20 protein-coding genes and 1 pseudogene are annotated in these 23,206 nt (G+C 44.2%); 19 read left to right on the forward strand and 2 right to left on the reverse strand.

Going from position 1 to position 23,206, the window contains the following annotated elements:
- The 13 genes and pseudogenes from JL57_RS16255 to JL57_RS16315 all read left to right on the forward strand — a co-directional run.
- Nucleotides 1-871 (forward strand): hypothetical protein (locus JL57_RS16255; protein ID WP_034143067.1); only part of this gene is annotated, 871 nt, incomplete at its 5' end.
- A 24-nt stretch (nucleotides 872-895) separates the two neighbouring features.
- Nucleotides 896-2,530, forward strand: coding sequence for a metallophosphoesterase (locus JL57_RS16260; RefSeq protein ID WP_034143068.1), 1,635 nt, complete (start codon nucleotides 896-898; stop codon nucleotides 2,528-2,530).
- Nucleotides 2,530-3,606 (forward strand): ECF transporter S component, encoded by a 1,077-nt coding sequence (locus JL57_RS16265; protein WP_034143069.1) that lies wholly within the window; start codon nucleotides 2,530-2,532, stop codon nucleotides 3,604-3,606. Before JL57_RS16260 ends, JL57_RS16265 begins: the two co-directional genes overlap by 1 nt.
- Nucleotides 3,606-4,063: pseudogene (locus JL57_RS34650) on the forward strand (ABC transporter ATP-binding protein); the annotation flags it as partial. The gene JL57_RS16265 and the pseudogene JL57_RS34650, both read left to right, overlap by 1 nt.
- Before the next feature lie 294 nt (nucleotides 4,064-4,357).
- Entirely contained in the window at nucleotides 4,358-5,125 is a 768-nt protein-coding gene (locus JL57_RS34655; protein ID WP_291300179.1) for an ABC transporter ATP-binding protein, read from the forward strand.
- Entirely contained in the window at nucleotides 5,110-5,937 is an 828-nt protein-coding gene (locus JL57_RS16275; protein WP_034143071.1) for an energy-coupling factor transporter transmembrane protein EcfT, read from the forward strand. Before JL57_RS34655 ends, JL57_RS16275 begins: the two co-directional genes overlap by 16 nt.
- Nucleotides 5,938-6,029: 92 nt before the next feature.
- A complete protein-coding gene (locus JL57_RS16280) occupies nucleotides 6,030-6,551 on the forward strand; it encodes a molybdopterin-dependent oxidoreductase (protein WP_034143072.1) in 522 nt (173 codons plus the stop codon).
- Nucleotides 6,552-6,865: 314 nt separating this feature from the next.
- Nucleotides 6,866-7,324: an Ig-like domain-containing protein gene (locus tag JL57_RS16285; protein WP_034143073.1), complete on the forward strand. Its 459-nt coding sequence runs from the start codon at nucleotides 6,866-6,868 to the stop codon at nucleotides 7,322-7,324.
- A 14-nt stretch (nucleotides 7,325-7,338) separates the two neighbouring features.
- Entirely contained in the window at nucleotides 7,339-8,343 is a 1,005-nt protein-coding gene (locus JL57_RS16290; RefSeq protein ID WP_034143074.1) for an iron ABC transporter permease, read from the forward strand.
- Nucleotides 8,344-8,348: 5 nt separating this feature from the next.
- Nucleotides 8,349-9,155 carry an ABC transporter ATP-binding protein gene (locus JL57_RS16295; protein WP_034143075.1) on the forward strand — a complete coding sequence of 269 codons (807 nt, stop codon included), beginning with the start codon at nucleotides 8,349-8,351 and terminating at the stop codon, nucleotides 9,153-9,155.
- 54 nt (nucleotides 9,156-9,209) lie between these two features.
- Nucleotides 9,210-10,292, forward strand: coding sequence for an ABC transporter substrate-binding protein (locus JL57_RS16300; RefSeq protein ID WP_034143076.1), 1,083 nt, complete (start codon nucleotides 9,210-9,212; stop codon nucleotides 10,290-10,292).
- A gap of 27 nt (nucleotides 10,293-10,319) precedes the next feature.
- Nucleotides 10,320-11,066, forward strand: coding sequence for a hypothetical protein (locus JL57_RS16305; protein ID WP_034143077.1), 747 nt, complete (start codon nucleotides 10,320-10,322; stop codon nucleotides 11,064-11,066).
- A gap of 369 nt (nucleotides 11,067-11,435) precedes the next feature.
- On the forward strand, nucleotides 11,436-12,917 hold the full coding sequence (locus JL57_RS16315; RefSeq protein ID WP_034143079.1) for an aldehyde dehydrogenase family protein: 1,482 nt from the start codon (nucleotides 11,436-11,438) through the stop codon (nucleotides 12,915-12,917).
- 21 nt (nucleotides 12,918-12,938) lie between these two features.
- Here JL57_RS16315 and JL57_RS16320 read toward each other — a convergent pair whose 3' ends face one another.
- Nucleotides 12,939-13,694, reverse strand: a complete 756-nt coding sequence (locus JL57_RS16320; RefSeq protein WP_034143080.1) for an RIO1 family regulatory kinase/ATPase — start codon at nucleotides 13,692-13,694, stop codon at nucleotides 12,939-12,941.
- A gap of 186 nt (nucleotides 13,695-13,880) precedes the next feature.
- The gene (locus JL57_RS34660) at nucleotides 13,881-15,818 is read right to left on the reverse strand and encodes a XylR N-terminal domain-containing protein (protein ID WP_291300174.1); all 1,938 of its coding nucleotides are present in this window, start codon (nucleotides 15,816-15,818) and stop codon (nucleotides 13,881-13,883) included.
- A gap of 442 nt (nucleotides 15,819-16,260) precedes the next feature.
- Between JL57_RS34660 and JL57_RS16330 the strand changes: the two genes are divergently transcribed.
- The 6 genes from JL57_RS16330 to JL57_RS16355 all read left to right on the forward strand — a co-directional run bounded on the left by JL57_RS16330 (nucleotide 16,261) and on the right by JL57_RS16355 (nucleotide 23,176).
- A complete protein-coding gene (locus JL57_RS16330) occupies nucleotides 16,261-17,364 on the forward strand; it encodes a TRAP transporter substrate-binding protein (RefSeq protein WP_034143081.1) in 1,104 nt (367 codons plus the stop codon).
- Between the two features lie 144 nt (nucleotides 17,365-17,508).
- Nucleotides 17,509-17,994: a TRAP transporter small permease gene (locus tag JL57_RS16335; protein ID WP_034143082.1), complete on the forward strand. Its 486-nt coding sequence runs from the start codon at nucleotides 17,509-17,511 to the stop codon at nucleotides 17,992-17,994.
- Nucleotides 17,991-19,304, forward strand: a complete 1,314-nt coding sequence (locus JL57_RS16340) for a TRAP transporter large permease (RefSeq protein WP_034143083.1) — start codon at nucleotides 17,991-17,993, stop codon at nucleotides 19,302-19,304. Before JL57_RS16335 ends, JL57_RS16340 begins: the two co-directional genes overlap by 4 nt.
- 117 nt (nucleotides 19,305-19,421) lie before the next feature.
- Nucleotides 19,422-20,714, forward strand: a complete 1,293-nt coding sequence (locus tag JL57_RS16345) for an acetyl-CoA hydrolase/transferase family protein (RefSeq protein ID WP_034143084.1) — start codon at nucleotides 19,422-19,424, stop codon at nucleotides 20,712-20,714.
- Between the two features lie 315 nt (nucleotides 20,715-21,029).
- Nucleotides 21,030-22,331, forward strand: coding sequence for a putative DNA modification/repair radical SAM protein (locus JL57_RS16350; RefSeq protein ID WP_034143096.1), 1,302 nt, complete (start codon nucleotides 21,030-21,032; stop codon nucleotides 22,329-22,331).
- Nucleotides 22,310-23,176 carry a TIGR03915 family putative DNA repair protein gene (locus JL57_RS16355; protein ID WP_045691758.1) on the forward strand — a complete coding sequence of 289 codons (867 nt, stop codon included), beginning with the start codon at nucleotides 22,310-22,312 and terminating at the stop codon, nucleotides 23,174-23,176. Before JL57_RS16350 ends, JL57_RS16355 begins: the two co-directional genes overlap by 22 nt.
- Nucleotides 23,177-23,206: the final 30 nt, after the last annotated feature.

A 23,206-nucleotide genomic window follows, 5' to 3' on the forward strand; every position in this document is an offset into this window, starting at 1 on the left:
CACTAAGACAGTTGATCTGGCAAGCTTGACCCAGGCTAAGGGAATCGGGATCTTCAAAAAGTCTACAGGAAGCTTAGTGGGACCGGCAGAACTAAGTGGGCCTAAACTCGCTGATGTACTTAAAGCCGCCGGAATCGAGCTCAGCGCAACGGATGGCCTTGAGTTTATTGCCTCTGACGGGTATAAGATGACTTTGGATAATCAGCAAATTACCGGCAATGTAATGACTTATAAGCAAGATGGAGAGGCTGCAGCAGCGAGTCAGATGGATGTTTTAGTCGCTCTAGAAAGTTCTGAAAAAGAGGTGGGGGAAGGGTTGCCCCGTCTGGTGTATGTGAGTAAGGATGCCGCCATCACTGATGGACATCTGTGGGTTAAATTGATTGATACCATAATCCTCAAACCAGGAGTGGCCGATTGGACCATCAAGCTCAGTGGGTATGAAAATGTGACTGTCGATCGCGCTACATATGAAAGCTGCGCTACCTGTCATGAAACGCCGCATCCGGGACAAAAGATTGAGATTACGAATGCCAAGGGAGGCAAGGATATTTATGAAGGTTCTGGCCTTTGGCTGATGGTGGCTGAGGTCGATGGAGGGGAGAAGGTTGATGGGCATCACTTAGTCAACCGGAATATTGTTCGTTCCAACTACACAGTCCGGTTACTAACAAAAGACGGTAAGACGCTGGACATCAAGTCAACTGATATCTCTTACAATGATGAAATTATCCTTGCCTATAAGAAAAACAACAGTCTGTTAGGTGGAGATGAAGGCCCCCTTGAGTTGGTGAATATCGAAAACAAAGAGAAACCGGTGCTCTTAGGCCAGATCATTGAAGTTCAATTATTAAACCTGCCAAAACAGTAACGCCAGAAAAAGAGGTTTAGCATCATGATCAGAGCATTAGTTTCCAAACGTTTCCCGTGGCCGAGACTGATCGTTGGTTTCTTGAGTCTTTGCCTGTTTCTGGCAGGATGTTCTCAACCGGTAACAATTGATCCTCAGCAGACGGTGATCTCTCCTGACCATGCTCCCCATGTTCAGGGAGCTCTCCTTCAAGCCGTATCGCAAAAATCCGACGGAACTCTCGTTTATACCTATCGCGCCTGGAAGCCTGTAGTCGAGCTAGAACTTATATATGGAGAAAAATGTTTACTTGAGATCACCAACGTTCCAGTTGACAAGCTGAAGTACGTCTTTGAAGGAGAGCAGGGGCTTACTGATCCAGCCTCAGCGGGTATTGACCTACAAAAGCCTCGTTTAACTATAATCGCTGCGGCTATTCCCAAGGGAGTAAGAGGGAAATTGCTGCTTGAACCACCAGCGGACTGGGGAGCAGGCGGTTCTTTTGCTGTTATCGGGGATACTCAGGGTAACAACGAAGCTTTTCAGACGGCTATTAAACAAATCAACCTGGCTAAACCTGATTTTGTAGTTCATGTTGGAGATCTTACCCCAAGCGGACAGGAAGAAGAGATGGTGGATTTTTTACAGACCTCACAGGAACTATTCTGTCCGCTTTATTCTGTACCGGGAAATCATGACGTAAAAAGTAGCCAAAGTGCACATTATGAAAAATTGCTGGCCCCAGCGTATTATACCTTTGACTGGGGCGTGAACAGTCTGGTGTTTCTGGATAATTCATCCGGTAGTTTGTCGAGGGAACAGCTTTCCTTTCTGGGGGATGCAGCGGGTAAGGGCCGGAAAACGCTGGTGTTCATGCATATGCCGGTGGTTGATCCTCGGGGTGGGACAGATGACCATGCCATGACGGACAAGGTTGCCGTCGCGACATTTCTTACCCAGGTTCACGAACTGAATAAGAACATTCGAACGGTTTTCAATGGACATATTCATCTGTACGACCAGTATCAGAAGGACGGTGTGCAGTACGTGACCAGCGGGGGCGGTGGTGCAAGTCTGTATGCTGAAGCTGACAAGGGTGGCTACCATCACTGGTTGCTGATTCGTGACCTTGGAGGGAACATACCACTGGATATTAAGGTGAACCAGTTCCAGCCTCCTCCCCGCCGGGATAGTCTTACTCTTTCGGGACTTGGAGGATCGTTCATCTTAGACGACCAGCAGATCAAGGAACTCGATACCCTTTATAAGCAGGAAGGGCCAGGTTCCTTCCAGAATCAGTACGGAAATATCAATGGACAGGGGACTTATTCGGGGATTCCCATAGGCAAACTCTTAGAAAAAGTGGGAGGAATGACGGAACACAATAAACTGGTGGTACATAGTGTTGATGGGTATCAACAGGAATTTGAGTATACCAACGTCTATCCTGAAAAAGCTGGTTGGCAGAAGCAGCAGGGAGACATGATCCTGGCTGTCAGTTTTAACGGTCAAGGACTGCCAGAATGGAAGGATGGTTACCGGATAGCCTTTCTTACGGCAGATGGCCTCTATGATAATAAGGATTGCGAGAATACCTCAGTCCTGGGCGAGGGATGGCACCGGTATAAGTCGGCTGGTGCCCGTTGGGTACGGTTTGTTGTGAAACTGGAGGTTAAATAATGGAACCTGCATTACAGTCTACTTATGGAAGTAAGAGCCGGAATCTCCTTATGATTGCTGTGATTAGTGGGCTGGGAGGGGTTCTGAGCACCTACATTGGATATATCGGCAACTTGTTAAACAGGCTGGTAGGAGTGCCTTTTGGGGCGGGACAGTTTATCTCGGGGCTTCACATCTACTGGTTGCTGATGGTCGCTTGTTTGACTGGTAAACCTGGGGCTGCTACGGCGGCGGGATTGTTAAAAGGATTGGTTGAATTTTTCACGGGCAGCACTCACGGAATAGCGATCATTGTAGTAGGCCTGATCCAGGGGTTCGTCATTGATCTTGTTCTCTTTATAAAAATCAAAAAGAACAGGGAGTATCCTCTCCTAACCTTGGCTATCGCGGGGGGATTGGGAGCGGTATCGAATGTCTTAGTCTTCCAGCTCCTCTATTTTTCCGGTGCATCCCCGGTTTATATAGGGATAATCTGTAGCGCAGCGCTGATTTCTGGGGTGATTTTCGGTGGTTACCTGACCCATCAATCTTTGAGCTTATTAAGTTCTATGCGCCCTGGTCGCTATTCCGAGCATCAGGAAAGCAGTCCTCGCCGGAAGAAAAGTATTTTCTCTCGGGCATCTTTGGTTCTAACGGTTGTTTTCTTCTTGGCATTTGTAGCGGGTGTTGGCTATTATTTCAAAAATATTTATGAACTACCTTGGCAAGGGATCACCCTTAAGGTGGAGGGTCGAGTGGAACAACCAATGGAAGTGAGCTTGAAGGGGTATGCAGACCAGATGGTTGCCATCCGCTCAGAGCTAATAGGCAAAGTAACCACGATACCTGAACAGGAATACATTGGGGTTCCTGTGAGGGTTTTCCTTGAAGAAGCTCGGCCAATGCCTGGAACCAAAGAGTTTAAGGTTGTGGCAACGGATGGCTATGAGGTGACCTTTGAACTGGAAAAAGTGTTGCAAGATGACCGGATGCTGATCGTGGAAGAACTGGGTAATGAGACTACCCTTCGCTTGGTGGCTGCCAATTATGAAGGGGGCTACTGGGTACGCAAAGTAAGCCGTTTTGTAGTTCGATGATGAAGGATATTATCGAACTGCGGAATTTAAGCGTTACGTATGCGGGAAAAAGCAACCCCGCCCTACGAAACCTAAACCTATCCTTCCAGAAGGGCTCCTTTAGCCTGATTACAGGACTCAGTGGTTGTGGGAAATCGACCTTGGCGCATGCTCTATGCGGCTTTATTCCCCACGGTTGGTCGGGAATCATGGGAGGGGATGTTTGGCTTGACGGCCTTAATCTCGTCACACACCCCCTGAAAAATTGGCGGGGATCGTGGGTTTGGTTCAGCAGGATCCTGATGCCCAGATATGCAGCTTTACCGTTTCCCAGGAAGTGGCCTTCGGGCTGGAAAACTTACAGATCCCTTCTAAAGATATCAAACTAAAGATCAAGCGTGTTCTGGCTATGCTGGGCATCTCCCATCTAGCAGAAAGGGAAGTTACAAATCTTTCAGGCGGGGAAAAACAACGACTGGCCTTGGCCTCCATTCTAGCTATGGAACCGAAGGTGCTCGTGCTGGATGAGCCCACAGCCCACCTGGACCCTGAAGGCATTATGAGTATGGTAGCACACTTGGAAACTCTTAAAAACCAGTATGGATATACAGTGATTGTAATTGAGCACCGCATAGAGCCTTTTTATAAACTGGCCGATAGAATGGTGGTTTTGGAAGAAGGTCGACTTGCTTCAGATGAGTCTCCGTCAACAGTTTTTCCGCTCTACCGGAAGAAGCTGGACAAGACCTTAAGAAAATCCCTGAAGCTGAGAATGGATCTGGCAGTTGATAATCCCAGAGAACCGTTGTTAGAAGTTGAGGGGGTGGTCGTCAGGCGAGCAGGAATTCCAGTGTTACAGAATGTCTCCTTCCGGCTGAAGCCAGGAGAGATTATGGCGGTTATGGGAGCAAACGGGTGTGGGAAGACGTCTCTGTTGCTTGCTCTGTTGGGTCATCATCAGCTGGAGAAAGGGAGAGTAAGCTACCGAGGCCGGGACATTTCTCACTTGGATATACAGGAGCGCGTCAAAGAGATCGGAATGATCCTTCAGAACCCGGGGCATCAGATCCTTGAACGTTCGGTCTGGCAGGAAACCCTGTTAGCGGCGGAAATGCTCAAACCAACTCGTAAATTTACAGTCGAGGCAAAAAACTTACTCGAGGAGTTTTCTCTTCTAAACTACCGCAACAGTTCGCCATTTTTGTTAAGTATGGGCGAAAAGAAACGGCTTTGTGCAGTCTCCGCTTTGGTTTATGAACCTGACCTGCTACTTTTAGATGAACCGTTAGCCGGCCAGGATGCCGGGCATCTGGATCTTCTAATGCAGCACCTGTACAGGCATTGCGAAGGAGGAGGGTCTGTTCTGATGGTTTGTCATCATCCTGAGGTCGTGGCTAGCTATTGTCATCGATTGCTTTTTTTAGAGGGTGGGCAGGTCGGATATGAAGACCGGCCAGATAAAGTGTTTCAGTGGTTAAAGGAGAGAGGGAAGGACGCTTATTTGCCCTTAAGGGAAGGTGACCGATGGGAGAAAAAATGAAGGGATTCAATCTGATTCTAAGTCGAGCACTGGATTTTGATCAGCTGGCAGGACTTAAGTTTGTGCCAGGCACCTCCTGGCTTCACCGTCTCCATCCCATGGTAAAGCTTGGACTACTGCTGGGCTTCACTAGTGCTGTTCTAGCGTTTACAGAACTTCAACGAGGGGTATTGCTCCTGAGTTTGCTGGTTGCTGCTTATGTTTCTTCCGGGTTAGGCTGGCGCTATTGGGTGCGAAAATTGCGGTTTGTTTTATTTTACACCTCGTTTATTGTCCTGGTGCAGATGCTTGCTCGTCAGCAGGGGTTACCACTTTGGCAGATCCAGCTTGGGCCTTGGGCACTAACAATCTGGTCAGGAGGGCTGCTGCAGGGCCTAACCATAGCGTTTCGATTCCTGAGCCTCATCGGTGTAAGCTTTCTTTTCGTAGCTACGACAGATCCTATTCGGCTGGTCCAGAGCTTAATTCAAGCCGGGCTCCCCTATCGATGGGGATATATGTTAATCACCGCTCTGCGCTTTATTCCCGGTTATCAGGACGATTTTAACCAGGTCCGCCTGGCCATACGCCTCAAGGGTATTCGGCATCAAGGCTTCTCGTTTGCCCGGCTGATGAACATGTTGCGGTACCTGCTAGTCCCCTTGTTGTCGACGACGATTAATCGAGTGGATACTCTCAGTATGTCCATGGATGGTAGGGCATTTGGTCTCTACAGCAAGCGTACTTTTATGAATCCGCTGCCCTTGACAAAGGTAGATATCATGATCTCTTTCGTGGGATTTCTCGTCTTGATTCTAGTTTTTTTTATTTAGGGAACTTGGTTTTCATTGAGTTTAAAACTCAATTTAGATAAAAATCCAATCTATATTTGATAAAACACAAGATATTATTGGGAGGTAAAATCATGCTAAAAAACTTATGTTATAAGGTCCTTATTGGTACTCTGGCACTAGCCTTGGTATTTGCCACAACAGGCTGTTCCTCACAGAGCTCCGGAAGTACTCCTAAAGAAACGCCCACCGCGACCGTTAATGCTGATATTCCCGCTTGCCAACTGCAAGTCATCAACGGATCTTCTACCGTTACCCTGACGGAAAAAGAATTGGCTAAGATCGATACGGTGACAATTAAAGCAACCCTGAAAAAAAAGGATGGCTCAACTCAAGAACAGGAGTGGGTGGGATTTCCACTTGCGAAAGTTCTGGATGCAGCGGGTATAAAAGAGTATAAATCGGTTACCGCAACGGCTGCCGATGGTTATGCCAAGGAATATACTCCAGACATGGTCAAAGCTGAGGGAACCATTGTAGGCTACAAGCTCGATGGCAAGCCACTGGATAAGGATGGCCCACTTGAGGCGGTACTCAAAGACTCACCGGGCAATATGTGGGTTAAGACTCTGGCTAAAATTACTGTCGCTCAATAGTGGACTGGCTTAAGAAAAGATGAACATAGATCCCAAAAAACAAGTTAAGAGTGCAAAATAGCCACTACGTCAGTTGTTGCGCACTCTTCTTCTTGTTTAGAGGTGAAGCGGCGTCAAGCATTTATGTATTAATAGTATAGTTAACTTCAACCAGGAATTGCTTTGAAATAGTTTAAAGAGGGGTTGATCTTATTTTAAAGGTATATAAGCTTACAATTCTAACTGTATTTCTAACCGTATTTCTCTGCTTAGTGGGAGCTTCATCCGTCTTTGCTGAAGGTGGTAATGGAAGTGGAGGAGGGCAACAAAATGCTTTGACTTTAGATTCTTCCGATCCTATCGACGGCCAAAAAGATGTAAAACTGCCGGTAGAAATTAAGTTAATGTTTAGTAAAAATGTCGTCAATAGTACCGTAAAGGATATGAATATAAAAGCTTTCACGCTGAGTTCTGCAGATGGCCTTGTGATACCTATTGAAGTCATCATGTCGGATGATCAGATGGAACCTGACAAGAACAATGTGGTGTTACTAAAACCATTGCAGGAGTTACAACCCGGGACATCGTATAAAGTGACAATTGCTCCCGAGATTCAATCGAAGAGCGGAGTTCCTTTAGGAAAAGAAAAGTCTCTTAACTTTATTACAGCGGGTTCGAATCCTTCCCCAGTGGAGACGACAAAGGATGGATTTCCTACCAGTTCAATAATTCTTGGCATCGGGGCGGTTATCGTGCTCGGCATCGGTTTGGCTTTGTATAAGAAAAATAAGTAACAGGAGTTTCGCGCATGAAGAGAAAGATCATTAACGTAGGACTTATTCTTTGTCCAATCGGCTTCGTATTTCTTTCTCTTTTTATAGGCAGATATCCCATATCGATAGTCTCCATAATAGACATGTTCTGGTCGAAGTTGACCTTTACAACTTATAACTTGTCGGACATTTATCAGACGGTGGTCTGGGAGATTCGCATGCCAAGAGCCATTTTGGGGGCTTTAGTTGGTGGATCATTGGCTATGAGCGGAGCAGCCTTTCAGGGACTGTTTCGAAATCCCTTGGTGAGTTCAGGAATTTTGGGGGTTAGTTCGGGTGCCGGATTTGGGGCTGCTCTGGCAATTCTGATCTTTAACACGCAAACTACGATTTATTTGTTTGCCTTTGGCTTTGCTCTGTTGGCCGTCATCATAAGTTATTTAATTGGAAAAGTCTATAATACTGCACCGACCATTATGTTGGTTTTAGGGGGCACCATTGTTTCATCGGCCTTTGCGGCCTTAATCTCGTTTATCAAATATGTCGCTGATCCTAGTGATAAGCTCCCAGCGATAGTATTTTGGTTGATGGGAAGCTTAGCCTCCGCTAGCCTTCAGGATCTTTGGATTGCGGGTATTCCTATGGTTATAGGGATGGGTGGTATATGGGCTCTCCGGTGGCGTATTAATGTTCTTTCAATGGGAGACCGGCAAGCCCGTTCTTTGGGGATTAATACAACTCTGAATAAAGGGTTGCTCGTAATATTTGCTACCCTAGCCACTGCTGGAGCTGTAGCTGTGAGTGGAACAATCGGCTGGGTTGGTCTAATCATCCCTCATATTGGACGGATGATCGTTGGTAATGACAACCGGTTATTGATTCCTGCAAGTTTCTCACTCGGGGCGAGTTTCTTAATTTTAATTGATTTAACCGGAAGAATGATAACCGGTTCGGAAATACCATTGAGTATTTTAACGGCCTTGATTGGTGCTCCTTTCTTTGTTTATTTATTAAAAATAACTAAAGGAAAGGGGTGGTGAGGCAAATGTCTTTGCTCGAGGTAAGAAACGTTTCCTTCGGGTATGATAGCCAGGATCTTTTTCATAATGTTGGCTTTCGAGTTAATCCAGGTGAAATTCTTTGCCTTATCGGCCCCAATGGGTGTGGCAAGACGACCTTGTTAGATTGTCTTCTGGGAGCGTTAAAAGCACGGGAAGGATCGATTTTTTTAAGGGGAAAAGATATTAGTGCGCTTCGTCCTAGCGAGATTGCCAAGCATATAGCCTATGTTCCTCAAGATCATGAAAAAAGTTTTCCTTATTCGGTGATGGACATAGTGCTTATGGGAAGGACCCCGTATACCGGGATGTTTTCGTCTCCATCTTTCGAAGACAGGCATATTGCTGAAGCTGCCCTCGATTTACTGGGCCTCAATACACTTAAAGAGAGACCCTATACACAATTAAGTGGGGGTGAAGGGCAGTTAGTCATGCTTGCTAGAGCATTGGCCCAGAAGACCTCGGTTATCGTGATGGATGAGCCAACAGCACACCTAGATTTTAAGCACGAACTTTTGATTATGGAAACGATGGTTCAATTAGTTCGTGAGACAGGATTATCAATTATCATGGCGACACATTTTCCGAACCATGCCTTTTATTTTGAAAGCAATAATATCGCGACGACTGTCGCGTTGATGAATAAAAAAACCTTAACGGCTGTAGGGTCTCCTACAGATATTTTATCGGAAGAAAACATTAAATCCATCTATAACATCAAGGCTAAAGTCATTTCCTGCGAGGTTGGTGACAAAAAGTTAAAACAAATTATTCCGCTGAACACGTTGCTCTAGAAGGATCTATTTTTGGAAAGGTTGTTTTGTATGGATAAAAAGAGGAGGTACTGGGTGGGTCTCTGTCTTCTCATGGTTGCTGCAATTACTTTATTTCTAGTATCAGAGCGAATGAAGCCACTCGCTGAAACATCAGAACAACCTATGGATCTGCTGGATACCATAACGGTTACAGATTCCATCGGTCGGCAGGTTGTCATACCAGCTAAAGTGGAAAGGGTCGCTTGTTTGTACGCATTTTCAGGGCATGCAGTGACGATGTTGGGGAAAAGTTCAACGATTGTAGCTGTAAACAGTGGATTAAGTCGAGATATTTTGTTGAATGAGATAGCCCCAACTATTAAGAATGCGCTGATACCCTCTTCCTCTGGAGCGATAAATATCGAAGAACTATTAAATGCTAAGCCCGATATTGCGTTTATCAGCGTAGACACAGCTCAGAATGAAGGGGAAGTCGAAAAACTCCGTAAGACCAAGATCCCCTATCTTGTGGTTGATTATCGAAATATTGAGGAACAGAAATACGCAATTCGTATGATTGGTCAAGCCGTGGGGGCAGAGGATAAGGCGCTAAGCTACAATGCCTATTACCAAGCCAGTATCGAGCGTGTTCAAACGAAGGTCAAAGATATTTCGTATGAAGATAGAGTCAAAGTATACCACTCGGTTAATGAAGCAACCCGAACTGATGTCGTAAATACACTGCCGGCAGACTGGACTCAAATCGCTGGAGCAGTCAATGTTTCCGTGAATGAAAATCTTAGAGTAATTGAAGGCAGCAAGTACATCGCTACTATTGAACAGATTTTATTATGGGATCCTCAGGTTATTCTGGTCAACGAAGCAGGTGTCGCAGACTATATTAAGGGAAATTCGCAATGGGCAACTATCCAAGCGGTCAAGTCCGATAAAGTATTTCAAATGCCAAATGGGATTTCTCGGTGGGGGCATCCAGGCTCTTTGGAAACCCCCTTGGCGATTTTGTGGTCAGCTAAAACGCTCTATCCAGAGCTTTTCCCAGATTTAGAAATGGAAAAGATAATTAAAGAATTTTATAAGGAATTCTTTAACTATCCACTGACAGATGATACCGTTACTCGAGTCTTGAATGGAGAAGGGATGAGGATACCGAAATAATCGCAGGAATTAGAAAGGGGCGATAGTATGCAAGTCTTGGTATGCATAGATGATACAGATAACCTCGAAAGTAGAGGGACTGGAGAATTGGCCTCGATATTGGCTCAAGTGATCGAGGAGCAGGGTTGGGGAAAAAGCTTCGGAGTAACTCGCCACCAGTTGTTGGTTCATGAGGATATCCCCTATACATCCCATAATAGCTCAATGTGTTTTGTTGCAGAACTTAAAGAGGACTATCTTAACCGCTTAATCCAATTCGCGTCTGATTTTTTAGTTCATGAAAGTGCCGAAGGATCAGATCCAGGTCTTTGTGTCCTTATTCCTGAAAAGTTAAGTCAACGGGAAAAACTCATCATGTTTGGTCGTAAAGCTAAGGAAGTTGTTTTAACAAAACAGGATGCTTATGACCTTGCTAAACATATGGGGATACATCTTTCTGAGCACGGGGGTACAGGGCAGGGTGTGATTGGCGCACTTGCTGGAGTAGCGCTCAGATTGAGTGGTACCGATGGACGTTTCAAGGGGAAACTGAAAATCAAAAGTGATGCCAAGATTATTTCAGTTGGTGAGATTCTCTCCCAGACAAACGTCGATGCCGTAAAAAGTTTAGATGGAATGGTTTTAAAGGAGGATGATTTAGTTGAGTTAGGAGACACTCTGAAAGCTATCTTAATGGAAGGGAAATGCGTCTTGCCAGTTACTGCAATAGAAACGTCGGAATCTGAGGGGGTAAGGTGGCAAACGTGTACGAAACAGCAGGTGAGAAAATTCTGAGGGGGAGATTGAATTTGTGGAAATTGAACCCAAAGGGAGAAAGGGAGTTCTTGGGAGGCCAAGAGGATTGGAAGGTTGCAGCAAAGGCTGCGGAAAATTGCCCCGCATTTATGGAAGATGTGGAAGAGGAACTCGTCGCAGACCTGCTGCGGTCTTGTTATAATTGTCGTAACAGGCGATGGACCAACCTATCATTTGTGTGTTGTCGTCCAAAATAGCATGTGGTCATGGGAGCGAAGGTCTTATATTGCCCTTTGTTTTAACAGACATTCTTTGCAAAAATTGGTCCTACCAAGGATTAAATATTATAGGACCAAAATATGGAGTCCTAATAATACAGAGGTACTAAATAAAAGGAGGTAAAAGGAAATGGAACTATTAAAAAACTTTATTGGTGGCGAATGGGTTGAATCTAACACTGGGGAAACAACAGAAAGCTATAATCCTGCGACTGGAGAGGTCGTAGGATTACTAACACGTTCCAATGAAACGGATGTTCAAAAGGCGGTTACTGTCGCCAGAGCTGCTTACAAAACATGGAGGCTTACTCCCGCACCGGTACGGGGGGAGATTTTGATGAAAATCGGGCAAGCCCTAGAGAAACATAAGGAGGAGCTAGCCCAATTGCTGACGCGGGAAATGGGTAAGGTGCTGGCAGAGGCCAGAGGAGATGTACAGGAAGCCATTGATGTAGCTTATTATTTTGCGGGTGAAGGCCGACGGCTATTTGGCCAGACCATGCCTTCAGAACTTACGAACAAAGCCTGTATGACAGTACGGGATCCCATCGGGGTAGTGGCAGCGATTACAGCCTGGAACTTTCCTACAGCAATTCCAGCTTGGAAGATGATGCCAGCCTTGATAGCCGGCAATACTGTAATTTTTAAACCAGCGTCCGACGGAGCAGTTGTAGCAACAGCCCTTGTCAAGGTTATGATCGAAGCTGGGGTGCCTGCCGGAGTAGTTAATCTTATTTTAGGGCCCGGGAATTTGGTCGGAGATGCTTTGGTTAAGAATCCTGGAATTGATGCGATTACCTTTACAGGGTCTACCGAGACGGGGACCAAGATGGCGTCAAAAGCTGCACTTTATAATAAACGGATATCGTTGGAAATGGGGGGCAAGAATGCAATTATCGTTATGGATGATGCAGACCTTGAGTTGGCAGTGGACGGGATTATCTGGAGTGCCTATGGGACAACAGGACAGCGTTGTACAGCCTGCAGCCGGGTTATTGTGCATAGAGATGTCAAGGAAGAACTTTTAAACAAGCTGGTGGAAAAGATTAAGGACCTTAAACTAGGAAACGGTTTGGATTCTAGGGTTGATATGGGTCCTGTAATTAACAGCAAGCAACTGGAGAGTATTCATCAATATGTAGAGATTGGCAAGGCAGAAGGAGCCCGCCTCCTAATCGGAGGGGAAAAGGCCACGGAAGGTGAATTGGCGAAGGGATCCTTCTATAAGCCGACACTCTTTGCTGATGTGACGCCGGATATGCGGATAGCCCAGGAAGAGATTTTTGGACCGGTACTCTCGGTACTTACGATAGAGAGTTTGGCAGAGGCGATCGAAGTCAATAATAATACGAAATTCGGTCTTTCCGGTTCAATCTATACCCAAAATATCAACAATGTGTACACTGCCATGCGCGATATTACGACAGGGATTCTCTACGTTAATGCCGGTACAATTGGTGCAGAAGTTCATTTGCCGTTTGGTGGTACCAGAGGAACGGGGAATGGGCATCGGGAGGTAGGAACTGCGGCTATAGATTTCTTTACGGAATGGAAATCAATCTATGTTGATTTCAGCGGTACATTGCAACGGGCTCAGATTGATAACCGTTAACCCTGGAGATTGACTATCAAACTATAATCGGAAATCCTGGGGTATCTGTACTTTCCTCCGCTCAGCAAGACTGTTCAGCAAAGGTCCCCATATTTCCCGGAACTGTTCTCGGTCAAGGGGGATTATAGCTGAAAACTGGTCATAAAGAATCCTGGAGAGAGCTATTTTCCAGGGGGTAAAAGGCGGGTCATAGGTCAGCAGATTGGCGCATAATCCGGCCAGATCATACTCGGGCGGTTCCAGAGGGGAAGCATCTTCCAGATCTATTCCCCAGATTCCATCGTCAGTCAGAATAAAATTCCGGGCGTTCAGATCCCCGTATGAGTATGCTTTCCCATAGTGGTGCTTGGTTAATTTATAAAAGTCATTTAGCCAGTTGCTCAGTTTGACGATAACACTAAGCATCTCCTGGGCAGGAGTAAAGTTTTTCTCACAAATTTCTAGATAATCTAAGAAGAGAACCCCGTTTATATAGTCTAAGAAGAGTATGTTTTCCTGAACAAGGATAATATCGGGGACGGTTAATCCGCTAGCATGAAGCATCCGAAGCAGAGAGACTTCTTTCTCCAATCGCTCACAAGAAGGATATTTTTTGACAACTATTTGATTAATTGTCATGGCAGGATAATTCTTTTTCTCCAGTAAATACACTTGGTTTTTGCGGCTTTTGAACTTTTTTTTGATTACCAAGTCACACCATCCATGGTAATTGGCTGTTGGAGCTAGCTCAGACAGAAGGAATTTCCTGTTTTCATTAAGTAAAATGGGATGATTCATCAGACCTTGGTTTACCCCCTTGAGTTTCTTTACTCGGGCCCTAAAATACAATGCCCATAGGTCCTTGGGCAATGACCTTTTCAACACTCTTAAAGATCAGCTGCCCCGTTTAGTTTAACAGGAAAACATGCTAAAAACTACCTAAAATTAACCAACTGTAAAATTACTTGAGGCCGGACACTTAAGCTATGACTTTATTTTGTCCGGTCCCGCTAGCTGGAGGATGTTTAGGGATAATTGGAAGTTAAGGCAAGACTGGAAATCTCTTGGATCCTGTCCGGTAATCTCTTCAATACGATGTAAGCGATATTTTAGTCCACTTAACGACATATTCATGGCTCTAGAGGTCTCCTCAACGCTGCCACGGTGGCCTAGAAATTCTTGCAACGTGGGAATGAGTTGGGTTTGATAGGTTTCATCGTATTCTATTAGTGATCCTATTTGGCTGGTAGCAAAGTGTAATAATTCTGACGGATTTAAGGCACTGAAAAGCAGAGCATGTGTACCAAATTGTTCAAGAGAGATCACTTGGCCTTGATTTTTCAGGGCTTTTCCAATTTCTATGGCCTTTTGAGCGGATAAAAAGGAACGGTGAAAATCAGATAACTCTTTACAGCTACTCCCAATCCCTATAGTCAGCGTTACTTTGGGAAAATGGCGAGAGATTTGTTTTATAAGATTTTCAGCAAGTTGCCTACTGACTTTTTCCGGGCTATCAGGTTTATCTAGCTGGATTAACATGATTAAATTATCGCCTTTGTTTACGACCATACCCTTGCCTAAGTGTTCCAGGCAGGATTGAACGGTGTTAAGAAGGTCTGTTTTTAATTGTAAGATCCTTTTTTCATTTTGTGGAAAGGAATTTACCAATTGGGTAAGGTTATCTATGTCTAAGATCAGAATCCGATGAGGAAGAGTAATATCATAATTCAGTCCGAGTGCCCGTTTGATGATTGAATTGGGGTCGGGGAAATTTCCCGTTAGTAATTCATCAATGAAATCACCCATTAATCGTCTTTCGACCGCGGTAATTTTCTTTTCCTCTAATAGTTTAAGGACAAAGATGCTGGCGGCGTGTTCTAAAGAGACACTCTCCAATTCCGAAAAGGGTAGTTCCGTGCGAAGCAAAGAAACAAAACCTAACAATTCGCTGCCTACTAAGATTGGTGATACCAAACGGTAAACTTGGATATCTGAATGCTGACCTGTTATTTGAAACGGGCGCTTTTGCTGAAGGTAAAAGGCGGAAGCTTTTTTGAAAGAAGGGTTGGTCCAAATCGAATGATAAGGGGTCAGGAGATCTTTTGTGACAGATTGTGCCGGAAAACGAGTGGATTGCGGGATAAGGTGACAATCTTCTAAAATGACAGTACATTTCATAAACTCTGCAAGACTGGCAGCGATGGCTTCTACACCTTTACCTTTCAAAATACATTGAGTGAGCTGTTCATGAATGGCGACAATTCGTTCTAGAATACCGTTCTGAATTGTGATCCTGCGATTAGCTGCTTCCAGTTCTTCACTGATTTTACTAACTTCATAATAGGCTAGTTCTGGGACTATTTCTTCGCCCCATTCTTCAATAGTCTTACCGATAAAAGTACAATGCTCATCGCCCTTGCCAACACATTTTACCTCTTTATAAATGACTTTTTTCCCTAGACAGGCAGAACGATAGCCGCCTGCGTATCCTACTAACATCCAACATACCGGGTCATTGTGGTAACCATAATGTAGTATGTGTTGTTCGGCCTCAAAGGAGTTTGTCCAGATCCCTTTAAGTGACCAGGTACCCTTTGGTCGATTTATATCAATAATGTCGGTATTGACGTGGACGAATCCTTCCAGAGCGTGGATGGTTGGACCGGCATAATTCCATTCTGATTCATTGTCTAATTGAAATTGCTCTTTGATATTAATAGCTGCTTGAAAACCACAAGACCACCCATATCGGATGAGAAAACCCTTAGCTCTATCCATACCCAAAGTATCTATTAAATCTTTGCGCAGCTTTCCAAGGGCAGATGCAGCGAAGATTATTACGCGTGAGCCTTTTAAAAGGATTTTTCCTTGTTCTGGATGGAATTGGAGCAGTTCGTCCATACGCAATTCTGAAGCCCGCATATAGCTAACCCCCTAATACTATTCTGTATATTTTAAATATTGAAAATACTATTCGTGAAAAGTTGTTTATAACCTCTTTTTACATTGGTTTAGATTAGTCAATTCGGACTGAATTACGTGAAAATTTGGAACTGTTTTAAGATAGAGAAAGATTATTAAATGTGCTACATTTACGGAAGATTCAGAATATAATGTGATTTAGAAATTAGGGCATTATCAACTAGAGAAGGCTTAAATCAGTAAAAATTGGCCAAAGGGGGGAATGAGATCTTCTAATTTGGGTCGTTTATGGCTTTACATTAATTCATTGCCGAACTGGGAACGCGGTAATAAACTAGGCGAAGATGTTCTTGCGGTAGTGCCTTTAAAACTCCTTACCTCGTTTTGAATGAGAGCCCTTCGGAAATTGATCAGCGCAAACTAGAAAAAAGGGAGATGTAGTATGATCGTTAAAAAAAGAACTGTTTCTTCTAATTTAAGATCAGGCCTTTGCTTATTAGCAATAAGTTTAGTGTTAAGCGTTGCAGGGTGTGGAACAAGTACTACAAGTTCTAATAGTACTGTTAGTCCCCCTGCTGAAGCACCGAAGCCGATAGAATTAAAGCTAGCCCACTTTTGGCCTGCTACCCACACTGCTGAAAAAGATATTGCTCAGGGTTGGATAAAAGCAGTGGAAAAGGCGACGGATGGTAAGGTCAAAATAACCAGTTATCCTGCTGAAACGCTTTTGAAATCCGCAGAAACCTATGAGGGTGTTGTAAAGGGTGTTGGTGATATCGGAATATCTGCCTATGCCTATACTAGAGGACGTTTTCCAGTCGTTGAAACTTTCTTGTTACCAGGTATTAGTAATAACAATTCCAAAACAGCGAGTCTTGCGCTTATGGAAGGTATAAAAACTCTGAAGCCAAAAGAGTTGCAGGATACGCATCATCTCTTTAGTTGGGCCACTGGCCCGGGTAATTTGATGTCTAAGACACCGTTACGGGAATTGAAAGATATAAAAGGCCTTGAGATTGGAGCAACGGCAGGCCCGAGAGGGGATGCGATTAAGTTATTAGGAGCTACACCGATCACGATGCCCATGCCTGAATGGTATGAGGCACTGCAAAAAGGCATGATGAAAGGCGGAGTTGCTCCACTGGAAACCATGCAGGGCTTTAGATTGGGTGAAGTCACTGGTAATTATATTACCATGACGCCATTCCTTTACAATCAAGCCTTCTTCTGTACTATGAATCTGGCAAAGTGGAATTCTATCCCTGCTGATGTTCAGAAACAAATTACAGACGCTACCGAAAAGTTTTACGTTGAAAATGTCCCCAGTGTGTTTGATAGAATTAATGAAGCTGGCTTAAAATGGACCCAGGATAAAAAGAAGGTCGAAATAATTAACCTCTCTGAAGCAGAAACCGCAAAATGGATAGAGCTAATTAAACCGCTTCAAACTGATTATGTCACCTTTTTAAACAGTAAAGGCTTAGATGGAGAAAAGATTTTAAGTGCTGTCAAAGAAGTAACTGGTAAAAATAATAAATTAAAATAATGTACTACAACGAGGGCCTTAAGTCTCTGAGGAGTTTAATATAACCTTAGGTTCTTTGGCCCTCGATTAATTCCATCTAAGCAAGTAAGCTTGCCCTAAGACTCGGCAAGCTTAGCTTTCTTAAATACACAAGGAGGCGATAAAATGAGCATCGTAAGCAAATTTGCAGGAAGGTTAAGTTCTATCCTTGACCGTATAGCCGGATGGTTTGTTGTTGCTTTAATGGTCTTGGTCGTTGGCAATGTCATCTTACGCCTGTTTGGAAGTCCGATACCAGGTACAATTGAATGGGCAGAATTTCTGACAGCGATGGCCATAGGTCTTTCTCTAGCCTATTGTGCAGTACAAGACGGCCATATTACTTTAGAATTTTTAGTCAGAAAGTTTAATATAAAGGTGCAAGCTGTACTTAAGATCGTGATCGATTGCCTGGTTGTGGTTTTTTTGAGCCTTGCCTTTTGGAGAATTATTCTTTACGCCAACGATATGAAGCTTAGCGGACAGGTCTCCATGACGACTAAAACGCCCTTTTACTGGTTTATTTATGTAGTTGCTTTTGGGTTCTTGGCCTACGGCCTCGTAGTTTTGGGCTCGATCATTGATAATCTGAAAAAGGGGGTGCAAAGATGAGTCCAACCACAATAGGATTTGTCGGTCTAATCGCCTTCTTAGTATTAATGGTCTTAAGGATGCCCATCGCCATCTCCATGGGGATCGTCGGTTTAGCCGGGTTTAGTTATTTGGTGACTCCTGCTGCCGCATTTCGGATGTTGGCTTCTGAAATTTATACCTCGTTTGCCTCATACTCACTGAGCGTGATTCCCATGTTTGTATTAATGGGGTATTTAGCCTTCCAATCTGGAATTGGTAGCCGACTTTATACGTTTGCCTATAAGGCAGTAGGACACTTTGGTGGTGGGTTAGCTATGGCAAGCCAGGTAGCCTGTGCTATTTTCGGAGCAGTTTGCGGCTCCAGCACAGCGACCACTGCGACGATCGGTTCTATCGCTCTTCCAGAAATGAAGAAGTACCATTACAATGATTCACTGGCGACTGCCAGTGTCGCTGCAGGAGGGGCACTGGGCATTTTAATTCCTCCCAGTACTATCTTTGTCATCTACGGAGTATCTACCGAACAATCAATTGCCAAGTTGTTCGTGGCTGGCATTATCCCGGGTATTCTCCTGATGATTTCTTATATGCTGGCTATTTATGTCGTGACTAAACTAAATCCTGCTTTGTGTCCACCCTCGCAGGAGCCAAGAGCCAGTGCGAAAGAGGTAATCCATTCATTGCGCGATGGTTTAATAGAGGTTATTGCTATCTTTATCATTTCTATCGGGGGTCTTTTTATGGGCTTCTTTACGCCAACAGAAGCCGGTGCTGTCGGTGCAGCAGGTGTGTTACTGGTTACATTACTTGGCCGGACGATGACTTGGGAAAAATTCAACCAGGCTTTAGCAGATACCACCAAGACAACAGCTATGATTTTATTTATGGTAGCCGGAGCCATTATCTTTACCCGCTTTTTGGGTATTAGTCGAATTCCTTTTGAAATTGCGGAATGGGTGGGTGGCTTAGATCTTCCGAGTTATGTTATCATGCTCATTGTCTTATCGATCTATTTGTTTTTGGGTTGTATTATCGAGATGATACCGCTTATTTTGCTGACAATACCGATTTTTTACCCAATTGTCGTGGATTCTTTAGGTTACGACCCCATCTGGTTTGGGGTCATCATCTGTATGGTCGTGGCGATGGGCGTAATAACCCCGCCAGTAGGCATCAACGTCTATGTTATTAAAGGGGTAGCAAAAAATGTACCTTTAGAAACCGTTTTCCGGGGTGTCTGGCCATTTCTGGTTGCCGCCGTACTTAGTACTGGTCTCTTGATTGTTTTTCCTGAAATTGTAACTTTTTTGCCTAACTTATTGGATTAGAGGTCCCCTCTCTGCATAGATGTAGTTTAAGCGGGAGGCTGTCTTGAGCTAAAAGGTTGCCAGCTAACTGGCAAGTTGGAAGCGTTGTAAATCTAGATTTGAAAGAGGAGGTATAGGATGTTAAGCGCACACGAACTATATCGTCAGAAACTGGTTTCTCCGGAAGAAGCGGTTAAGTTAGTCAAGTCGGGCGACGTAATTTGGGCTCCACCGGCTTCTAATGAGCCTAATATTCTTTTTGATGCTTTGGCCGATCGGAAGGATGAGTTGCAAGGTGTGGTTCTCCGGCAATTCTTGTCAAGGCGCAAGCGCCGTTACATGGATCCTTCCTATGCTCCTCATATTTCCATAGAATCCTTTTTTGTCACAAATGTTGTGAGAAATCTAATTCGGGATGGATTTGCAACCTATGTGCCGTCAAACTTCGGCGACATACCCAGTTTAATCAGAAAAAGCGGCTGTGATGTACTGATGCTCACTGTTGCGCCAATGGACGAACATGGATATTTGAATTTTGGCTTAGGGTGTGACTATACTCTCGCTGCAATGGAAGTTGCCCGGAATATAATTGTAGAGGTTAATCCCAACATGCCCAGGACCAGAGGGTATAACAACATTCATATTTCCAAGGTGGATTTGGTCGTAGAATATGATGTGCCGATGATAGAACTACCTGTTCCGCTGGTAACAAAGATGGATGAAACGATCGGTTCTTATATAGCTGATCTTATTGAAGATGGCTCCACTCTTCAAGTAGGTATTGGAGGTATTCCCACTGCGGTATGCAAGTTTCTGGAACATAAAAAGGACCTAGGTATACATACTGAACTTATCACTGACTATCTTATAGATCTTGTAGAAAGTGGGGCTTTAAACGGGAGCAAGAAATCCATTCATAAGGGCAAGATTGTGGCTACTATCGTCGAGGGCACCAGAAAATTGTTTGATTACGTTAATAATAATTCCTCTATTGAATTACATCCGGTGGATTATACTAATAATCCTAACATTATTGCTCAAAACCATAAAATGATCAGTATCAACGCTACTATTGAGGTTGATTTATTTGGACAATGTTGCTCTGAAAGTATTGGAACCACGGTTTGGGGAGGAAGTGGAGGGCAGTCGGATTTTGCCAGGGGTGTGACTATGTGCCCAGATGGTAAAGGCTTTATCGTCCTGAAGTCTACGGCAAAAAATGGTACAATCTCCAAGATTGTTCCCACTTTGAGTCCTGGAGCGAGCGTAACTACTGGTAGAAACTATGTTGATCATGTGGTAACTGAGTATGGAGTTGTCAAACTTCGTGGTAAATCCACAAGGGAAAGGGCTCTCGCTCTGATCAGTATTGCCCATCCTGATTTTCGGGATCAACTGCGCCACGCAGCAAGACAATTTAAAATTATCTAGCAAAATGACTGGGGTAATATGCAAGTGACGATCTCAACATTGATATGCTCCCCCCATGGTAGAGAGGTTAATAATAAAACCTACTACCATGGGGGGAGCGTTTTCATGTCACAATAAACGACACAGTGCAACGCAAAAACTAGCTATATCACAAGAATTAGCCATATTACAAGAACTTAATAATGGGTAAGCTCGTCAGAATGTATAAATGATGTAAGATACTTTCTGGAGCTCAAGTGTTCGGTATCATTCTCTTTGACAAGAACATATGTTTTGTATTATAGTATGGATAGTGGGTAAGTGAGGTGTTTGTACATAGATATTTTTGATAAGTTAACTATCTTATCAGACTCAGCTAAATATGATGTCGCTTGCACCTCTAGTGGTGTCGACAGAAGTGGCAAGAAGGGCAGTATCGGTAGTGCTGCAAAAGCAGGCATATGTCATAGCTTTTCGGCTGATGGGCGGTGCATATCTTTGCTGAAAGTGCTGATGACAAATATCTGCGTCTTTGATTGCAAATACTGTGTGAATCGAGTGTCGAACGATACTGTAAGAGTTGCGTTTACGCCCCTTGAACTTGCAGAACTTACGATAAACTTCTACCGACGTAACTATATCGAGGGTTTATTTCTCAGTTCCGGGGTAATTAAAAGCCCTAACAACACTGTTGAGCAAATGATTAAGGCCCTTGAGTTATTGCGTAACGATTACCACTTTGGCGGCTATATTCATGTCAAGGCCATACCTGGAGCAGATAGCGAGCTGATTACACGCTTGGGACTCTTGGCCGATCGGATGAGTATTAACATTGAGCTTCCTTCCCAGGAGAGTCTGAAGCTATTAGCTCCAGACAAAACAAAGGAGTCCATCTTACGTCCTATGGGTCTAATTAGTAGTAAGATCCAGGAAACTAGTACGGATCTTGTAAAATACCATCATGTGCCAAAATTTGCGCCGGCTGGCCAGAGCACCCAGCTTATTGTTGGGGCGACATCGGATACAGATCATAAGATATTAACTCTAACCGAAGGGCTATATAAAAAATTCCACCTCAAAAGAGTCTTTTTCTCGGCCTATATGCCTGTTGCTGAACATTCACTCCTGCCAGCGCTTGATATTAAACCACCTCTAATGCGTGAGCATCGACTTTATCAGGCCGACTGGCTATTACGGTTTTATGGCTTTGAAGCAAAAGAACTGCTTGATGAGCAAAATCCCAATTTCAACTTACAGGTCGATCCTAAATGCAATTGGGCTCTTAATCATCTGGAGAAGTTTCCCCTTGAGATTAATAAAGCGCCGTATGAAATGCTTTTACGAGTGCCAGGAATTGGCGTGACCAGTGCCCTGCGTATTCTCACAGCTAGGAGAAGCGGTCCGCTTGATTTTGCGGGACTAAAAAAGATAGGTGTGGTACTAAAACGCGCACAGTATTTCATTACCTGTAAGGGAAAGATCATGGAGGGTCTAAAAATTACATCAGATGGAGCCATTGGAGTGCTGATGGCTGACCAGTACAAGCTGCCATCACACTATCCTGAACAGCTGTCACTTTTTAATGAGCCTCTCATTACCAGAGAGGATGTGCAGCAATGTCTGACAGGACAGATTTAGTCTACGCCTATGATGGCAGTTTTGCAGGACTGATGTGTTGTATCTTCGAAAGCTACGATCAAAAGGAAAACCCCAACCTTATTCGGCCTCCTGGTGTACAACAGAGCCTTTTTGATACTGCGAAATGGATTGAAACGGACGAACATAAGGCGGATAGGGTTTATAACTCGATTCCTTTGAAGATATCTTCCCAAGCACAGGAATTAGTTAAACTTGGATTTTTAACCTGTAATCCGCGCAAAGAATTGTTAATCTATCATTTCCTGCGTTTGGGGTTTAAACACGGCAGCAAGGTTATGACGATGCTCACGAATGATGCCGTCTGTTCCCTCCAAAAGGCAGTTCGCCATTTAACCTCCGAAAGCCATAAGCTCACAGGATTTCTGCGATTTTCCGTCTATGGAGAAGTGCTCGTGGCGGTGATAGAACCTAAAAACTTGGTATTACCCCTATTATCTGCGCATTTTTGTGACCGTTTCCGCAACGAAACGTTTATGATTTATGATAAAACCCACAGTATGGCCTTAATTTATCGCGAGCAAAAGGCAGAACTTATGTTCGTCGCTGAGTTAACCTTGCCAGAAGTCGAAGGATCTGAGATTGAGTACCGTCGTTTATGGAGACAATTCTATAAAACGATTGCCATTGAAGGTAGGAATAACCCACGCTGTCGTATGACTCTGATGCCGAAACGGTATTGGGGTCAAATGACCGAATTTAACGAAACGGATGAACAGAAATCTAGAGGGCCAGATCAATGGCGCGTCGCAGAAACTGCCACTGAGACACTACCAACTTCGATGGTGTCTTTAGATTCCCCATTCTCATATCCAACACGCAAATGAGACCTAACATGATGATATATGCCTCCAACA

The organism is Desulfosporosinus sp. BICA1-9, from assembly GCF_000802135.1.